Annotated in this window: 15 protein-coding genes; 9 read left to right on the top strand and 6 right to left on the bottom strand. The window is 63.5% G+C overall.

Translation table 11 applies throughout. From position 1 onward, the window contains the following. The first annotated feature begins 35 nt into the window (after positions 1-35). Complete coding sequence (locus tag MJ956_RS03555; protein WP_253963101.1) at positions 36-341, top strand: DUF1244 domain-containing protein; 306 nt, start codon at positions 36-38, stop codon at positions 339-341. A 105-nt stretch (positions 342-446) separates the two neighbouring features. Further along, the gene (locus MJ956_RS03550; RefSeq protein WP_206452837.1) at positions 447-710 is read left to right on the top strand and encodes a DUF2312 domain-containing protein; all 264 of its coding nucleotides are present in this window, start codon (positions 447-449) and stop codon (positions 708-710) included. A 313-nt stretch (positions 711-1,023) separates the two neighbouring features. Here MJ956_RS03550 and MJ956_RS03545 read toward each other — a convergent pair whose 3' ends face one another. From MJ956_RS03545 to MJ956_RS03535, 3 genes are all read right to left on the bottom strand, one after another. Next, on the bottom strand, positions 1,024-1,452 hold the full coding sequence (locus tag MJ956_RS03545) for a Ros/MucR family transcriptional regulator (protein WP_253963100.1): 429 nt from the start codon (positions 1,450-1,452) through the stop codon (positions 1,024-1,026). A gap of 649 nt (positions 1,453-2,101) precedes the next feature. Beyond that, the gene (locus MJ956_RS03540; protein ID WP_253963099.1) at positions 2,102-3,799 is read right to left on the bottom strand and encodes a peptidoglycan L,D-endopeptidase MepK; all 1,698 of its coding nucleotides are present in this window, start codon (positions 3,797-3,799) and stop codon (positions 2,102-2,104) included. A 245-nt stretch (positions 3,800-4,044) separates the two neighbouring features. Then, a complete protein-coding gene (locus MJ956_RS03535; RefSeq protein WP_253963098.1) occupies positions 4,045-5,517 on the bottom strand; it encodes a sigma-54-dependent transcriptional regulator in 1,473 nt (490 codons plus the stop codon). 177 nt (positions 5,518-5,694) lie between these two features. Here MJ956_RS03535 and MJ956_RS03530 point away from each other — a divergent pair, with 177 nt between their 5' ends. Further along, entirely contained in the window at positions 5,695-7,530 is a 1,836-nt protein-coding gene (locus MJ956_RS03530) for a M3 family oligoendopeptidase (protein WP_253963097.1), read from the top strand. Between the two features lie 25 nt (positions 7,531-7,555). Here the strand turns inward: MJ956_RS03530 and MJ956_RS03525 are convergent, their stop codons facing one another. Then, complete coding sequence (locus MJ956_RS03525) at positions 7,556-8,521, bottom strand: small ribosomal subunit Rsm22 family protein (protein ID WP_253963096.1); 966 nt, start codon at positions 8,519-8,521, stop codon at positions 7,556-7,558. A gap of 182 nt (positions 8,522-8,703) precedes the next feature. Here MJ956_RS03525 and MJ956_RS03520 point away from each other — a divergent pair, with 182 nt between their 5' ends. Further along, positions 8,704-10,149: a homospermidine synthase gene (locus tag MJ956_RS03520; RefSeq protein ID WP_253963095.1), complete on the top strand. Its 1,446-nt coding sequence runs from the start codon at positions 8,704-8,706 to the stop codon at positions 10,147-10,149. Positions 10,150-10,263: 114 nt separating this feature from the next. Then, positions 10,264-10,710 (top strand): nuclear transport factor 2 family protein, encoded by a 447-nt coding sequence (locus MJ956_RS03515; protein WP_253963094.1) that lies wholly within the window; start codon positions 10,264-10,266, stop codon positions 10,708-10,710. 23 nt (positions 10,711-10,733) lie between these two features. On the opposite strand, the gene MJ956_RS03510 is transcribed toward MJ956_RS03515, so the two are convergent. Further along, positions 10,734-11,501, bottom strand: coding sequence for a SpoIIAA family protein (locus MJ956_RS03510; RefSeq protein ID WP_253963093.1), 768 nt, complete (start codon positions 11,499-11,501; stop codon positions 10,734-10,736). Positions 11,502-11,790: 289 nt separating this feature from the next. On the opposite strand from MJ956_RS03510, the gene MJ956_RS03505 reads away from it, so the two are divergent. The 4 genes from MJ956_RS03505 (at position 11,791) to MJ956_RS03490 (ending at position 14,958) form a co-directional block, all read left to right on the top strand. Beyond that, a complete protein-coding gene (locus MJ956_RS03505; protein ID WP_253963092.1) occupies positions 11,791-12,078 on the top strand; it encodes an Omp10 family outer membrane lipoprotein in 288 nt (95 codons plus the stop codon). 230 nt (positions 12,079-12,308) lie between these two features. Beyond that, entirely contained in the window at positions 12,309-13,370 is a 1,062-nt protein-coding gene (hemH, locus tag MJ956_RS03500) for a ferrochelatase (RefSeq protein ID WP_253963091.1), read from the top strand. A 122-nt stretch (positions 13,371-13,492) separates the two neighbouring features. Next, complete coding sequence (locus MJ956_RS03495) at positions 13,493-14,497, top strand: SPFH domain-containing protein (protein ID WP_253963090.1); 1,005 nt, start codon at positions 13,493-13,495, stop codon at positions 14,495-14,497. Continuing rightward, positions 14,494-14,958 (top strand): NfeD family protein, encoded by a 465-nt coding sequence (locus tag MJ956_RS03490; protein WP_253963089.1) that lies wholly within the window; start codon positions 14,494-14,496, stop codon positions 14,956-14,958. The genes MJ956_RS03495 and MJ956_RS03490 overlap by 4 nt, the downstream gene beginning before the upstream one ends. Positions 14,959-14,986: 28 nt before the next feature. Here MJ956_RS03490 and MJ956_RS03485 read toward each other — a convergent pair whose 3' ends face one another. Further along, complete coding sequence (locus MJ956_RS03485) at positions 14,987-15,985, bottom strand: KpsF/GutQ family sugar-phosphate isomerase (RefSeq protein ID WP_253963088.1); 999 nt, start codon at positions 15,983-15,985, stop codon at positions 14,987-14,989. Positions 15,986-16,080: the final 95 nt, after the last annotated feature.

The following is a 16,080-nucleotide window of genomic DNA, read 5'->3' as shown; positions in this document are numbered from 1 at the left end:
GAAAGCGCCGCCCATTGGTAGGAGCATCGAAAATCATGGATGAGATCAGCGCCAGGCAACGCCTGGAATACGAAGCGGCGGCCTTCCGCCGGTTGCGTGACCATCTGCGGGAGCGAACGGACGTCCAGAACATCGATTTGATGAATCTTGCCGGCTTCTGCCGCAACTGCCTGTCCAACTGGTACCGTGATGCAGCTGAAGCCGACGGTGTCGCGATCAGCAAAGACGAATCCCGCGAGATCGTCTACGGCATGCCCTACGAGCAGTGGCGCTCGCGGCATCAGACCGAGGCCGACCCGGCAGCGCAAAAGCTGTTTGAAAGCGGGCGGCCGCACGACTGACGAAACGACGGCGCCATTTGAGACCGTTCAGCCATTCAACGAATCACCGGGGTCTGCTAGGGGCCGGCGGACCCTTTCAGGAATGCGCCAGACGGAGACGGAAACATGTCGGACGTAAATGGTGTCGCTCAAGATCAACTGCGCTCCTTCGTCGAGCGGATCGAGCGGCTCGAGGAAGAAAAAAAGACGATCAGCGATGACATCAAGGACGTCTACGCCGAGGCGAAGGGCAACGGCTTCGACACCAAGGTGCTGCGCCGCGTCGTCTCGCTGCGCAAGCAGGACCAGAACGAACGCCAGGAGCAGGAGGCTATCCTCGACCTCTATCTGCAGGCGTTGGGCATGGCACCGGATCTGCCGAAAGACTGATGTAGCCGGCGGCTTGCTCGCCTTCACTGACAAAAGCCCGCCAGATCCGATCCGGCGGGCTTTTTGCGTTGCTCTGGGGGTTTGGAGCGGAATGAGAAAAAAGCGGAAAACCGGTCCGTCCGCACTCCCCGTTCACGTCACGCAATCGATCAGTCTCATGAAAGCGGACCGATGCAGTCCAATCTTGCCATGAACTCAGGCGCGGGGTGGCCCACGCCTCCGCCCGAAGGAACTCGAGGCGACGCGCCAAGGCCGTACGGCCGCCAGCGTTGCCCCCGACGCCCTGCGGTCTCCGGGATCGACGACCCTACGCCTAGCGAGCGGCGCGGCGGCGCTTGTGACCGAGACCCATCTGCTTGGCCAGCCGCGAGCGGGCTGCGGCGTAGTTCGGTGCGACCATCGGATAGTCGGGCGCAAGATCCCACTTCTCGCGATACTCTTCCGGGGAGAGATTGTAATGGGTCATGAGGTGACGCTTCAGCGACTTGAACTTTTTGCCGTCCTCAAGACAGATGATGTAGTCGTCCGTCACCGACTTCTTCACTGGGACCGCCGGCTTCGGCTTTTCGGCCTCCACGGCCTGAGGAGCGTTCGTCGTGCTGCCAAGTGCCCCGTAGACATCCGCTATGAGCCCCGGCAGTTCCGATACCGGGAGTGAGTTGTTGCTGACATAGGCGGCCACGACTTCGGCCGTCAGTTCCATCAGCATCTCGTTGTTTTCGATGTTTGCGATCTGATCCATGTTTTGCCCCATTGCGCTCAGTAGCTGGTCAAGCCACGGCGGAATCTTCCAATGTCCCGATATCGTTCGTGAAACAGACAATTGAACGGTGGCGCTGCTTTATCCGACCTTGCCACTCTCGGCCATGTATTGATGGGCATATACTTAATGTCAATATGCCAGATTACAATCCCAAGATTTTTGCGAATATCCGGCGAACGTAAACAGCCGCAAGCAAACAAGGAATGCACCGGGAGGCGGCGACATTACAAAAGTGTAAGAATTTACAGAGCCGATGCGAGCGATAAAACTCTTGCAACTGCCCCGAAAAAATCCCCCGCGAAACTTGCGGCAGCCGGTTCGCCCTTTCCGGCGGTGGCAAGAAAGCCCTTGATCCGCTACGCAGCCTCGACAGCCTCCGGTTAAAAACGCCGACGCTCTTTCGGAGTTCACTCGTCCACGGTGCTAATAGTTCGATTTTGATGTGCTACGCGTCGAAGGCTTGGGATCGGGCAGGCTGGAAGGTTGGCGCGGGTGTCCAGCTCGCCGCACGGCAAGGCATCCTCCCGCCACAGCATCGACGGCAAGCCTGACAACGGGGCGAAATTGAAGGTGGTCGACGGCCAGGACTCGCGACCCGCCGCCTTCAAAAATTCGCAAACCGGGCGCGCTATTGCTTGAGCTTGACCAGTGGCAGGAAGTTCACGGCGGAGCCGGAGAAGCGATCGGTCTTGCCTGTTGCATGGGACGGCGTGAAGCCGCCCGCAAACAACGTGCGCGGCAGATCGCCGACGAGCCGGCCCGTATCGGGAGTGCTTCGTGCCATTGTTTCGGCGCGACGGCTGGGATCGGATACGAGCGAGGCGATTTCGATCCGCGAATTGATCGCCTCCTGCGGATCGATCCGCGTCGATTTCACGGCCGGTCTGGCCGCAACCCGCATCACGCGGTCGCCCTTGCCGCCGCCAGCGGTATCGGTGACCGGCGGGCCAGGCCGCGCGGTCGGCGGCGAACGAACCGGTGCCGTCGCGGCAACGCTCACCATCGCCTCCGGCCGCGCCGCCTTCGGTGCGACGACCGGGCGCGCCACCGGCGTCGCGGCCGCGACGACATTCTCGATCGCTTGAAGCGTCGCGGCGGAGGGCGCTTTGTCTGCCTTCAACAAATCGTCGAACACCGGACGGTCGCGCGGTGTCGGCACGACATAGGCCAACTGGCCGCTGGCCGCCGTCTCTGTCGCTTGGGCCTCGAGCGCCGCGACCAAAGTGGAAACCGAATCTGACGGGACTCCGGCCGCCGGCAGGTCTGGCGCTTGCGACGCGTCGGTCGGGGTTTGCGCCGTGGCGCGCACCGGTGCCCAAGTCGGAACCGGAATTCGCGCCGCGTCTAGAGACGCGACGACAGTCGGCTCTTGCGAGGAACCCGCGCTCGTTGGCGTTCCGGTGTCGAAGCGGTCACCGACGGGCATCGCAACGCCGCCTGGCAGCGACGGCCGGGATTGGGGAACAGCGGAGGCCAAGGCGACCACGGGAGCGGACGCTGCGCTTTGGGTCGGAGCGGCGCGGGCCGGTGCCGCCCCTTCTTCCGCGTCGTCTTCCGCTTCGTCGCTGCCGCCGCCGAACAGCATGGCCAACAGCGTCTTGCCGCCGCCGGACGAGCCGGAACTGGCATTGGCCACCTGAATTTCGGAGGCGCCCCGGCGCTGCTTGTACGATGCGAGCGCCTGCTGATAGCCGGGCAGAGGCTTGCCGTCCGAGGGAACATGAACCGTGTTGCCGTTCGGAAAGACCGCCAGCAGCTGTTTGCGGCTCATGCGCGGCCAGTGCCGGGCATTGCCGACGTCGAAATGAACGAAGGGCGAGCCGGATCGCGGATAGTAGCCGACGCCGCCGACCTGCATCTTCAGGCCGATTTCGCGCATCTTCGCCAGCGGAACATCCGGAATTTGAAAGTCGAGCGCCTTGCCCAGGGTGTGCTGGCTCTTCTTGGCGACACCTGCCGATCGCGAGCGCAGCATCGAATTGGTACCGGGCGAGCGGTAGGCGGAAATGACGTTGATGTGGGCGCGCGAGCCGGACTGACGATACGCTTCCCAGATCACGTCCATCAGGCGCGGATCCATGGTCGTCGGCTCGGACTTGCGCCAATCCCGGAGGAACCAGTTAATCTTCTTCAGTTCCGAGCGGTCGTAGCGGCCGTTGCGCTTGTAGGCGAAGCTCGCCTTTTCCTTGGTATGGAGATTGTAGAACTTGAGAACCCTGGTTTCCGCCTGTGCCGCGGTCACCGCGCTGACGGCAAGGAGGGACAAAGCTGCGAACGTCGCGATGCGCCAGGCCCTACGCCCGGCACGAGCGGTATGTCCGAACATGCGGTCTTCCCCTCAATGATCGTGTCTGTCCCCGTAAAAAATCCCCCGGGGACAGCACCGTCTTAGAAACTGTTTTCACGCTCGTCTAGTTTTGCCCAAACTGCGGCATGAAAATGACAGTCGTGGAACTTTCTACGGATTCTGGAGGGAAAGCGTTAAGCTTGGATTAAGTTTGACTTGACGCTGCGCGGGCAATCGTGGGGCCGGCATTGCCGAGGCTGGTGTTGGGCAGATGACGAGGGAGGTCAGTCGACCGCGATATCGTAGGCGCGCAGCTTTCGGTAGAGCGTCGAGCGACCGATGCCGAGACGCCGCGCGATCTCGCTCATCCGCCCGTCATATTGATGCAACGCAAGCCGGATCAGGTCGGCCTCCACCTCCTCCATGCGGCGGATTTCGCCGTTTTCGTCCCGCAGCGGGAAGGCCGGCGCGTCGTGTCGCCGTTCGACACCGCTCCAGGGTTTTTCCTGGTCTTCCACTTCCCGCGGTTCCGGATGGCCGGCGATGGATTCTTCCGGCTGTAGCGGCCCCGGCGGATCGGCGGCGATGAGCGCCGTGATCTGAGGGAAATCGGTGGCAACGAGGCTCTCTTCCTCGCCCAACACCACGGCGCGATGGATCATGTTTTCCAGTTGACGGATGTTGCCTGGCCAGTCGTAACCGCACAATATCGCAATTGCCTCCCGGGAGAGACCGCGGACCCGCGTGCCGCGCTCCACACCGACGAAGCGCTCGACGAAGCCGCGCGCAAGAGCCGCGATCTCGCCGCGGCGCTCCCGCAAGGGCGGAATGCAAAGTTCGAACGCGTTGAGGCGATAGTAGAGATCCTCGCGAAACCGACCCCCTGCGACCGCCGCGGCGAGATCGCGGTTGGTTGCCGAGATGATCCTGACATCGGTCCTTGTCGGGATCTTGCCTCCGACCAGATCGATTTCGCCGTCTTGCAGCACCCTCAGTAGTTTCACCTGGGCGCTGGCCGATAACTCGCCGACCTCATCCAGAAAAAGCGTGCCGCCATTGGCCTCGATGAACTTGCCCTCGTGATGCGCCGTCGCGTCCGTGAACGCCCCCTTGGCGTGGCCGAACAGGATGCTTTCGACAAGCTCGGTCGGCATCGCGCCGCAATTGACGGGAACGAAGGGGGCCATCGCGCGGTCCCCATGCCCGTGGATGGCGCGGGCGAGCCATTCCTTGCCGACTCCGGTCTCACCTTGAATGAGCACCGGGATCGCCGAGGCGGCCGCCTTCGCCGCGTTCGACAGCACAGGCCGCAGGGCGGCGGAGGCCGCAGGGTCGTCGAGGCGGGGCGCGTCGGTGGATTTGCCACCGCGTCGCCGGGTCGCGGCGCGCATCCGCAGCGCCTTGTCGAGGGTGGCCCGAAGCTTTTCCGGCGAGACCGGCTTGACGACGAAGTCGAATGCGCCGGCGCGCATTGCCTCGACCACCGTGTCGATCGACCCCTTGGCCGTCTGAACGATCACGGGAATGTCCAGTCGCCGGCGCCGCATCTCGGCCATCACTTCCAGACCACTCATGTCTGGCATCATCAGATCGAGGATGACCGCACCGATCCGCGCCCCCTCGCCGTCGCGCAGCGTATCGAGTGCCGCGCGCCCGCCGTCGCACGGCAGCGACCGAAGTCCCGCCCGTGCCACTTGAGCGTCGAGCAGGCGTCGCTGTATGGGATCATCGTCGACGATCAGTACGGCTTGGATCATGTCGGCCTCCGTCTCGTCTTGCCGCGAGAATGACCCAATCTGACACGCGCCGCTAAAATTCGACTGAACAAGCAAGGCTAACGATGCGCTGTTGATTTCAGTCTGATTTGAACGACATGGCTGCTACCGGCCCTGCCCGCCGCCCAGCCTTTCCCCTTCGCCAACGAGATCGATGCCATGACCCAGAGCTTTTTCCAGACCCGCTCGGCAACCGAAGCGGCCGCCGCCGACACCGGCGCGCTGCCGGAATGGAATTTGGCCGATCTTTATCCGGCGATGGATAGCGACGAACTCAAGAGCGATCTGGAAAGGGCACGAGCAAAGTCCGAGGCCTTCCAGAACCGCTGGCGCGGCCGACTTGCCGAAGCCGCTCGGGGCGAAGCCCAAGGTGAGGGACTGGCGGCGGCGGTTGTCGAATTCGAGGCGCTGGAAGAGTTGCTGGGCCGGATCATCTCCTATGCCGGGCTGGTGTATTCCGGCGACACGTCCGATCCGGCGCGGGCGAAGTTCTACGGAGATATCCAGTCGAGCGTCACCGACATTTCCTCACGGCTCCTGTTCTTCCCGCTGGAGCTCAACCGTATCGCGGATGCCGAGATGGACGCCGCCATGGAGCGGGACCCCGCGCTGGCGCACTATCGCCCTTGGATCGTCGATCTGCGGAAGGACAAGCCGTTCCAGCTCGAGGATCGCGTCGAGGAACTGTTTCACGAAAAGGCGATCACCGGCCGCGGCGCCTGGAATCGCCTGTATGACGAGACGCTTACGTCGCTGCGCTTCACGGTGGACGGCGACGACCTGGCGCTGGAAGCCACCTTGAACCTCTTGCAGGACCCCGAGCGCGAGAAGCGGCGCAAGGCGGCCAGCGCCCTAGCCAACGTCTTCAGCGAGAATTTGCGGGTCTTCACGCTGATCACCAACACGCTTGCCAAGGACAAGGAGATTTCCGATCGCTGGCGCGGTTTTACCGATGTCGCCGACTCGCGCCATCTCGCCAACCGGGTCGAACGCGAGGTCGTGGACGCCTTGTCGGAGGCGGTAAGCGAGGCCTATCCGGCGATCTCCCACCGCTACTACGCCATGAAGGCGAAATGGCTGGGGCTGGACGTTCTGGAATACTGGGACCGCAACGCGCCCTTGCCCGATTCCACCCGCCGCGACATCTCCTGGGGCGAAGCGCGCCAGACGGTTCTGTCGGCCTATTCCGGCTTTGCCCCGGAGATGGCGACGATCGCCGACCGCTTTTTCGCCAATGACTGGATCGATGCGGCGAACCGCCCAGGAAAATCGCCGGGAGCCTTCGCACATCCGACTGTGCCGAGCGTTCATCCCTATGTGCTGCTCAACTACATGGGCAAGCCGCGCGACGTCATGACGCTCGCGCATGAGTTGGGCCACGGCGTCCACCAGGTACTCGCCGGCCGGCAGGGCGCGCTGATGGCGGCGACGCCGCTGACATTGGCCGAGACCGCCTCGGTGTTCGGCGAGATGCTGACCTTCCGCTCGCTGCTCGAACAGGCCAAGACCAAGGCCGAGCGCAAGACGCTGCTGGCCTCCAAGGTCGAGGACATGATCAATACGGTGGTCCGGCAGATCGCCTTCTACCAGTTCGAGCGGGCGCTGCACGAAGAGCGTCGCCAGGGCGAGCTAACGACCGAGCGGATCGGCGAAATCTGGCTGGACGTTCAGACCCGCAGCCTCGGCCCGGCGCTGCGCCTCGGCGACGGCTACGACACCTACTGGACCTATGTCCCGCACTTCATCCACTCGCCCTTCTACGTCTACGCCTATGCGTTCGGCGACTGCCTGGTGAACTCGCTCTACGCGGTCTACCGCAATTCCGAGTCGGGCTTTCAGGAGAAATATTTCGAGATGCTGAAAGCCGGCGGCACCAAGCACCATTCCGAGCTTTTGAAGCCCTTCGGCCTCGATGCCTCCGATCCCGCCTTCTGGTCGAAGGGTCTGGCGATGATTTCCGGCTTCATCGACGAATTGGAGGCGATGGACGATTGATCGGGGCGGCAAGCCAGCCTCTCTCTCATTCCATCGCATCGCCCCAGTCGAGGCGGCGGGCGGTGCGGAACATTTCGCCCTCGCGTTTGGTGACCATCTGCTCCCGCATCTGCCCGTCCGACGTGCAGATTTTCAACTGCACCTTGCCGCTGCCGCTTCGGGGCGAGGCCAGAACGCGCGCGGTCAACGGCACGGCCGGTCGGCGGGCGACCGCCAGATAGGCGAATTTCTCGTCCTCGTAGGGAACCGTCCCGCGCTTGGTAAGACGGTGGGTGCGCGAGCGGGCGACCCGTTGGGCGAAGTGGCACCAATCGGGCGCGGCGACAGGACAGTCGTCGGCGTGCGGACACGGCGCCAGCAGCTGCGCGCCCTCGGCCAGCAGCAGTTCACGCGCGGCGAGGATGCGTTGCCAGCCGGCCGGCGTACCCGGCTCGACGATCACAAGGACATCCTGCGTTAGCTGCCACAGCCGCAAGACCAGCGCCCCCCGAGCGTCGGGCGGCAATTCGTCGAGGACATAGGCGAGCGTCACCAGATCGGCCGACGCGCGTTCCGCCAGATCCGCCGTCGCGTCGCCGCGAACCCAACGCGTCGCCACCGCCAATCCCTCTTGCGCCAGCCCTTGGCCAACGCCGAGCGCCGGCGCGCTCGCCTCTACCAGCGTCGCCTCGCGCAGGCTGTCGAAAGCATCGTTGGCGGCCCACAGCGCCGTGCCCGGCCCGGCACCGATATCGAGCAGGGTTTCTGGCGCGAAATCCGGACGCCGCAGGACGATCTGCTCCAGGCTCGCCCGGATGGCGGCGAAAGTCGCCGGCATGCGGGCGGCGAGATAGGCAAGCACCGCCGGCTCGCCATCGAGGTGGCGCCTCCCGTCGCGGATCTCTGCGCGGTAGCGTCCCGAAAGCCGTTCCCCCGCACTCCGCAAGTCATCGAGCGCATGGCGGTCGAGACGTGCGTCGAGCGCCTGTCTCAACGCGGCGGGAAGTTGCATCGAACAGCCTGCCGCAATGGTGAGCTCGACGGTCTCGCTATCGCGTCGATCACGGCTGCTTTACTCCTCGATCAAGCCGTCCGGTCATCGCGCTGGCTCCCCCTGCTCTTCCATTCGTCGTCGAACTGCTCTAGCGGCTTCGCCCAACGTTACGGCGCAACGATCATCGAAAGGAATGCCGCATGGCCAAGAAGAACCACCCGATCCACGCCAAGATAACCGGCCCGGTTGTGATGATCGGTTTCGGCTCTATCGGCAAGGGCACCCTGCCCCTCATCGAACGCCATTTCGACTACGACAAAAGCCGAATGACGGTCATCGATCCGAACGACGCCGACAAGCATCTCCTCGACGAACGCGGTATCCGCTTCGTCAACGAAGCGGTGACGCGGAAAAACTATCGGGATCTTTTGACCCCGCTGCTCACCGAGGGCGACGGCCAGGGCTTCTGCGTCAATCTGTCGGTCGACACCGGGTCGCTCGACCTGATCAAGCTCTGCCGCGAACTCGGCGTCCTCTACATCGATACCGTCGTCGAGCCGTGGCTCGGCTTTTACTTCGACGAGTCTCTCTCCAACGCCGACCGCACCAATTATGCCTTGCGCGAAACCGTTCGCAAGGAGAAGCGCAAGAATCCCGGCGGCACGACCGCCGTCTCCTGCTGCGGTGCCAATCCGGGCATGGTCTCCTGGTTCGTCAAGCAGGCGCTGGTCGATGTCGCCCGCGAGGTCGGCCTCGATTTCGAGGAGCCGGCGCAGGACGACCGCGACGGCTGGGCCAAGCTGATGAAGAAGGCCGGCGTCAAGGGCATCCATATCGCCGAGCGCGACACCCAGCTTGCCAAGGCGCCAAAGCCGATGAACGTGTTCTGGAACACTTGGTCGGTCGAGGGTTTCCTCTCGGAGGGCATGCAGCCGGCGGAACTGGGCTGGGGCACCCACGAGAAGTGGATGCCGAAGAACGCCAACAAGCACAAGAAGGGCCACCAGTCGGCGATCTTTCTGGAGCAGCCGGGCGCCAATACGCGGGTGCGGACCTGGTGCCCGACGCCGGGACCACAATACGGCTTCCTCGTTACCCACAACGAATCCATCTCGATCGCGGACTTCTTCACCCATCGCAACCGCGACGACGAGGTCACCTACCGGCCGACCTGCCACTATGCCTATCATCCCTGCAACGACGCCGTCCTGTCGCTGCATGAGCTATTCGGCGCGGCCGGCAAGATCCAGCCGGAGCATCATGTCCTCGACGAAAACGAGCTGATCGACGGCATCGACGAGCTCGGCGTCTTGCTCTACGGCCACGACAAAAATGCCTACTGGTATGGCTCGCAGCTGTCGCTGGAGGAAACCCGCAAGCTCGCGCCCTACCAGAACGCCACCGGTCTGCAGGTGACTTCGGCTGTCCTGGCGGGCATGGTTTGGGCGTTGGAAAACCCCGAGTCCGGCATCGTTGAGACCGACGAAATGGACTACAAGCGCTGCCTCGAGGTACAGTCCCCCTATCTTGGTCCAGTCAAGGGCTATTACACCGATTGGACGCCCTTGACCGATCGTCCGGGGCTCTTCCCCGAGGACCTCGATGAAAAAGACCCTTGGCAGTTCCGGAACATCCTCGTTCGCTGAGCATTTACCGGCAGGGTACGCGTGTGCGTATTCGACTGGCGATGCGGCGTCGGGACGTAAGATGTCTACAATTTGGGGGATCGGCTTTCTGTCCGGTCCCTCCCGGAGCAATGCATGGCTGATACCGACGCGAAGCGCGCGGTCGTCGAAGAAGTGATGGAAGCGGTGATGGCGGGAGCGGCCGGGTCGATAGCCCGGCATTTCGCCCCTGGGGCCACGATCTCCCAGCGCAGCAACGCAGAGCAGTCCGACACGCCGTGGTTTGGCCGGATGGAAGGCGAATTCCGCCTTCATGGGCAGGAGCAGGCGCGCGCCTTTTTCGACGAGATGCTGAAGCGCACCAGCTACATTTCCTACGAATTGCGCGGTCTCGTCTGCGAGATGGACGAAGCGGCTAGCCGTTGTGACTGGTCCCGCAGGGACGACAAGACCGGGACGCTGATCACCGGCACGACCATGTATTGGTTCGCCTTCACGAGCGACAACCGCATAAGGTCGATCGAGACGATCGGCTCGATACATTCCGTCATCCCGTCCCGCAAGGCCGAAACCGTCGGGTAGAGCGTCGGCATGCCGCGGCAACGCTACCGCGCCGGCTCTGTCTCGATCCATGCCCATGCGTCGGCTTCCCGCTCGGCGGGGAATGCGCGCATGTCGACATCGAACAGCGGATTCATCGTCGAGATCATCTTGGACATCCATCCGGGCGCGCCGACGATCGCGTAGCGTTCCACTTTCCGCAGGGCCGCGAGCTTCATTGAAACCAGACCGCTCTGCATGAGGATAGCCGGATCGAAGCCGCCCAGATGCTTGATCCGGCCGAGGAGGCGGACCTTTTCATGACTGTCGAACAAACCATTGATCCGAGCGAGCACGGCCGGAAATTCCTTTTCCGAGATCACGCCGTCGAGTTCGAAGCCAAGCACGTCGTTCCGCGACGTCGGCAAGAAACGCACAGCCGGCTTATCGGTTTTCGGCGCCGCGGCCGGCTCTGCGGCCCATTTCAGCGCTTCGTCATATTGCTCCGGAGCAAAGCTCTTGATTTCGAAGTTCGGGAGCAAGGGGCCGACGAAACGGGTGAGCGCGCGCGGCCATTCCTTGTCGGAGATCAGCGCACAGCGCCGGAATTGACCAAGATGGGATAGCAATTCCAAGTCGGCTTTCATCCCCGCGACAAGCGCGTCCCCTTCCATGTCGGAAAGGCCCGTGATGTCGACGCAAAGGCCGATGGCGTCATGTGCCTTCAGCATCGCATCGAGCAGGGTCTTATAGCGTGCGATATCGTCGCCCGTGACCTTGCCGCTCAGCCGAAAAGCGAGGACATGGTCCGGGGCGGCCAGTTGCGCGAACATGGCGATCTCCTTTGAGCATCTTGCCGGACGGCGATGATGACGCTGGCGATGCGACGGCACCTTGATCCAGGGCAATTCGCTCAAATTACGATAGACTTTTAATCGTGGCGTGGCTTAGGCTTGCACGACTGGTTGTGGTCGGTCCCGATGGGGTTTGGTACACGCGTGACACCGCCCATGGGGGTTTCTCGCCTAGATTTTGGGGTTTCTTCTGATGCGTCCTGTTGCCGTTTCTCTTTTGCTCGCGACTTTTGCGCTAAGCGCTTGCCAGACCCAGCAGCGAGCCGAGGTGCTGCCAACTCAGCCGCAAGGCATCGAGGGACGCTGGGCCTCCATCGGGGGACCGGTCGCCTATACGGCGACCTTCCAGAATGGCCGTTTCACCACGGTCGAGCGGGCGACCAACGGGCTCCTCGCCTCCGGCAACTATACCGATCTCGGCCCCGGCCAGATCAATCTTCTCTACACATCCACCACGCGCAACCAGCAGGTTTCGGCCAACTGCAATCAGGTCGAGACGAATCGTCTTTCCTGCGCGACATCCAGTGGCAATCGCTTCGACCTCGCCCGCGCCTGAGGAGTTTTGTCGCAGTCGCAAATGGGATCGAGCCGCTTCACCACCCGCAGGATCTCCTGTATCCCGATCGCTGACGACGGCGCCGCGACTGGCCAGGATGATCGGCGAGCGGTCCACCGGGGTGTCGGGCCGCGTGGTCGCGGCGACTGACCGATGCCCCAGCGACGAGCCAAACAAGACTGTGCCTCGGCGAGACTGTGCTTCCCGCGAGGCTGTGCAAGGACGCGACGATGAATGCCCTGACCAAGACGATCGCCGAGCGGGCAATCGGCCCCCTCCCCCCGAGACATCCGCCGGTAAAACAGCCGAAGGTCGGCGTTCTCCTCGTCAATCTCGGCACGCCGGACGGCACCGATTTCAAGCCGATGCGGCGCTATCTCAAGGAGTTCCTCTCCGACAAGCGGGTCATCGAGTGGCCGCGCGCCGCCTGGTATCCGATCCTCTACGGCATCGTGCTCAACACACGACCGAAGAAATCCGGCGCCGCCTATGCCGAAATCTGGAACAAGGAACGCAACGAATCGCCGCTGCGGACCTTTACGCGGGCCCAGGGAGAGAAACTGGCGGCGCGCATGGCCGGCGAGGCCGCCGTCGTCGTCGACTGGGCGATGCGCTATGGCCAGCCCTCGATCGCCGAGCGCACTGACGCGCTTCTGGACCGGGGGTGCGAGCGCATTCTGGTTTATCCGCTGTATCCGCAATATGCGGCCTCGACCACGGCGACGGTGAACGACAAGTTCTTCGAGCACATGATGGGCAAGCGCTGGATGCCGGCGGTGCGCACGGTGCCAGCCTATCACGACGAGCCGGTCTATATCGATGCGCTCGCCCGCTCGATCGAGATCCGCCTCGCCGGCCTCGATTACGAACCGGAGCGCGTGATTGCCTCCTATCATGGCATCCCGCAGAGCTATTTCCGCAAGGGCGATCCTTATCACTGTCACTGCCAGAAGACCTCGCGGCTGCTTGAGGAGCGGCTCGGCTGGCAGCCGGGTCGGCTGATGACCACCTTCCAGTCGCGCTTCGGGCCGGAGGAATGGCTGCAGCCCTATACCGACAAGACCGTCGAAGCCCTCGCCAAGGAAGGGATCAAGCGCATCGCCGTGCTCAATCCCGGCTTCGTTTCCGACTGCTTGGAAACCCTGGAGGAGATCGCCGGCGAGGCAGGGGAGATCTTCCACGAGGCCGGCGGCGAGAAGTTCAGCCACATCCCATGCCTCAACGATTCCGAGCCGGGCATGGACGTCATCGAGGCGATGGTGCGGCGGGAGCTGAGGGGCTGGGTCGACTGATACCCAGCTGCGGCAGGGGCGGAACATCGCTTGCGTCGCGGAGCGCCTGACGCGATAGTCAGACACCGGTCGGTGATACGGGTCCGCGCCGAGCGACACCGTCCCGAGCGGGTGGAGGTGACATGCTCTCGGGCTCCGGAATTTTCGTTCTCGTCCTTCTGTTTTTCGCGATCGTCGTCCTGTTCTCGACGATCAAGACGGTGCCGCAGGGCTACAACTACACGGTCGAGAAATTCGGTCGCTATACCCGCACCCTGACGCCGGGTCTCAATATCATCGTGCCGTTCATCGAGCGGGTCGGCCGCAAGCTGAACATGATGGAGCAGGTCCTGGACGTCCCCACCCAGGAGGTCATCACCCGCGACAACGCGTCGGTGGCAGCCGATGGTGTGGCCTTCTATCAGGTGCTCGACGCGGCGGCGGCGGCGTACGAAGTGTCGGGGCTGGAAAACGCCATCCTCAATCTCGTCATGACCAATCTTCGTTCGGTGATGGGGTCGATGGATCTGGATGACCTACTGTCCAATCGCGACGCGATTTCGGAGAAGATCCTGCGCGTGGTCGATCAGGCGGCCAACAGCTGGGGGATCAAGATCACCCGGATCGAGATCAAGGACATCAACCCGCCAAAGAACCTCGTCGATTCCATGGCCCGGCAGATGATGGCCGAGCGCGAGAAGCGGGCCGAAATCCTGGAAGCCGAGGGTTCGCGCAACGCCGCGATTCTCCGGGCCGAGGGCGAGAAGCAGTCACAGATCCTGCAGGCCGAGGGCAAGCGCGAGGCGGCCTGGCGCGAAGCCGAGGCGCGCGAGCGGCTGGCCGAGGCCGAGGCGACCGCCACCCGTGTCGTCTCCGAGGCGATCGCCGCGGGCGACATCCAGGCGATCAACTATTTCGTCGCGCAGAAATACACCGAAGCCCTCGCGAAGATCGCCGCGGCGCCCAATCAGCGGGTGGTACTGATGCCGCTGGAAGCCTCCTCGCTGATCGGCTCGATCGCCGGCATCGCCGAGGTCGCCCGCGCCACCTTCGGCGAGGCGGGTCAGTCCGTGTCGCGAACCGTCCTGCGCCCGCCGGCGAGCGGCAACCGGGCTTCGGAGCCGCCACGGGAACGGAGCGAATCGTGAACACCCTCATCGAGGCACTGTCGGGCTATGGCTGGTGGATTCTCGGCCTCGTCCTGCTCGCTCTCGAAGTCGTCCTGCCAGGCGTTTATTTGCTGTTTTTCGGCATAGCCGCGCTGATCGTCGGCATGAACACCCTGTTTCTTGGCACCAGCGGCTGGTTCGGCTGGGAGCAGCAGGTTCTCGCCTTCGTCGTGCTATCGGCCATCAGCGTCTATCTCGGGCGACGCTGGTACGGCTCGAAAAGCGAAGCCGGCGAATCGGGCTTGCTCAATCGCAGGACGCGCCGCCTGATCGGCCGCGAGGCGGTACTGACCCAGGCGATCGTCAACGGCCGCGGCCGGGTCGCCATCGAGGATAGCTGGTGGAGCGTCGAGGGGCCGGACCTGCCCGAGGCGAGCCGCGTGCGCATTGTCGGCGCGAAGGGGTCGGTTCTGACGGTGGAGCCGGTTCCGCCGCATTGACGGATCGAGCCGCCGCCGCGTTTCACGTCTAAGCCACGCCGATCCGCAACAAATCGTGCAGATGCACGATCCCGACCGGCCGCTTTTGGCGCACCACCATCAAAGCCGTGATGTTCAGGCTGTTGACGATGTCGAGTGCCTTGGCGGTGAGCGTTTCCGGTTCGATCGTCTTGGGATCGCGGCTCATCACCGTGTCGACCGTCTGCCCGAGCAGGTCGTCCTCGATATGCCGACGCAGATCGCCATCCGTTACGATGCCGCTGAGGCGGCCGTCCGAATCCACGACGGCAACACAGCCGAATCCCATACGCGACATCACGATGATCGCTTCGGACATTGGCGTGCCGGCTGGAACCAGTGGCATCGCCTCGCCGACATGCATGATGTCGCCGACATGCATCAGGCTCGCCCCGAGCTGGCCGCCGGGATGGAAGACGCGGAAATCGCCCGGCGTGAACCCCCGGCGTTCGAGCAACGCGACGGCGAGCGCATCGCCGAGCGCCACTTGCAGCGTCGTAGAGGTAGTGGGAGCCAGGCCGTGCGGACAGGCTTCGGCGACCCTTGGAAGCGTCAGTGCCTCGTCGGCCTCGCGTCCGAGCGTGGAATCGGGACGGGAGGTAATGGCGACGAGTGGAATACGGAAACGTCGGGAATAGGCAACGATTCCCTTCAGTTCCGCGGTCTCCCCGGACCACGACATCGCGAGGATCGCATCGTCATGCCCAATCATGCCCAGATCGCCGTGATTGGCTTCGGCCGGATGGACGAAGAAGGCGGGTGTTCCGGTCGAGGCGAAGGTGGCCGCGATCTTCGCGCCGATATGCCCGCTCTTGCCGACGCCGGTGACGATCAGCCGGCCCTCGATGCCCTGAATGATATCGAGAACGCGCTCGAACGGCGCTGCCAAGTCACCATTCAGCAGTCCCGCCAGCGCCATCAGCCCTTCGGCTTCGGTCTCGATCGTGCGCACGGCGGACCGCGCGCCAAGAGGCAGGCCGACATCGTCAGGCTCGGATTTGGCAAACACGTTCGTCGCATGCTCCTGTCAGGTGCCGCCACCACGGCTCCGTGACCGCCCATCGCAGCCCCTTCGGACCAAATGATGACGCAGGCAGATTTCCA

The organism is Aurantimonas marianensis, assembly GCF_024195285.1.
Lineage (GTDB): Bacteria > Pseudomonadota > Alphaproteobacteria > Rhizobiales > Rhizobiaceae > Aurantimonas > Aurantimonas marianensis.
This window is presented reverse-complemented; position numbering and strand designations above follow the sequence as displayed.

What these genes read in the sequence shown, in the direction of transcription:
- MJ956_RS03495 (WP_253963090.1), top strand. Translation starts at nt 13,493, where the DNA reads ATGCTCTCGGGCTCCGGAATTTTCGTTCTCGTCCTTCTGTTTTTCGCG.
- MJ956_RS03515 (WP_253963094.1), top strand. Translation starts at nt 10,264, where the DNA reads ATGGCTGATACCGACGCGAAGCGCGCGGTCGTCGAAGAAGTGATGGAA.
- MJ956_RS03520 (WP_253963095.1), top strand. Translation starts at nt 8,704, where the DNA reads ATGGCCAAGAAGAACCACCCGATCCACGCCAAGATAACCGGCCCGGTT.
- MJ956_RS03525 (WP_253963096.1), bottom strand. Translation starts at nt 8,521, where the DNA reads ATGCAACTTCCCGCCGCGTTGAGACAGGCGCTCGACGCACGTCTCGAC.
- MJ956_RS03550 (WP_206452837.1), top strand. Translation starts at nt 447, where the DNA reads ATGTCGGACGTAAATGGTGTCGCTCAAGATCAACTGCGCTCCTTCGTC.
- MJ956_RS03555 (WP_253963101.1), top strand. Translation starts at nt 36, where the DNA reads ATGGATGAGATCAGCGCCAGGCAACGCCTGGAATACGAAGCGGCGGCC.
- MJ956_RS03540 (WP_253963099.1), bottom strand. Translation starts at nt 3,799, where the DNA reads ATGTTCGGACATACCGCTCGTGCCGGGCGTAGGGCCTGGCGCATCGCG.
- MJ956_RS03535 (WP_253963098.1), bottom strand. Translation starts at nt 5,517, where the DNA reads ATGATCCAAGCCGTACTGATCGTCGACGATGATCCCATACAGCGACGC.
- MJ956_RS03545 (WP_253963100.1), bottom strand. Translation starts at nt 1,452, where the DNA reads ATGGATCAGATCGCAAACATCGAAAACAACGAGATGCTGATGGAACTG.
- MJ956_RS03510 (WP_253963093.1), bottom strand. Translation starts at nt 11,501, where the DNA reads ATGTTCGCGCAACTGGCCGCCCCGGACCATGTCCTCGCTTTTCGGCTG.
- MJ956_RS03530 (WP_253963097.1), top strand. Translation starts at nt 5,695, where the DNA reads ATGACCCAGAGCTTTTTCCAGACCCGCTCGGCAACCGAAGCGGCCGCC.
- hemH (WP_253963091.1), top strand. Translation starts at nt 12,309, where the DNA reads ATGAATGCCCTGACCAAGACGATCGCCGAGCGGGCAATCGGCCCCCTC.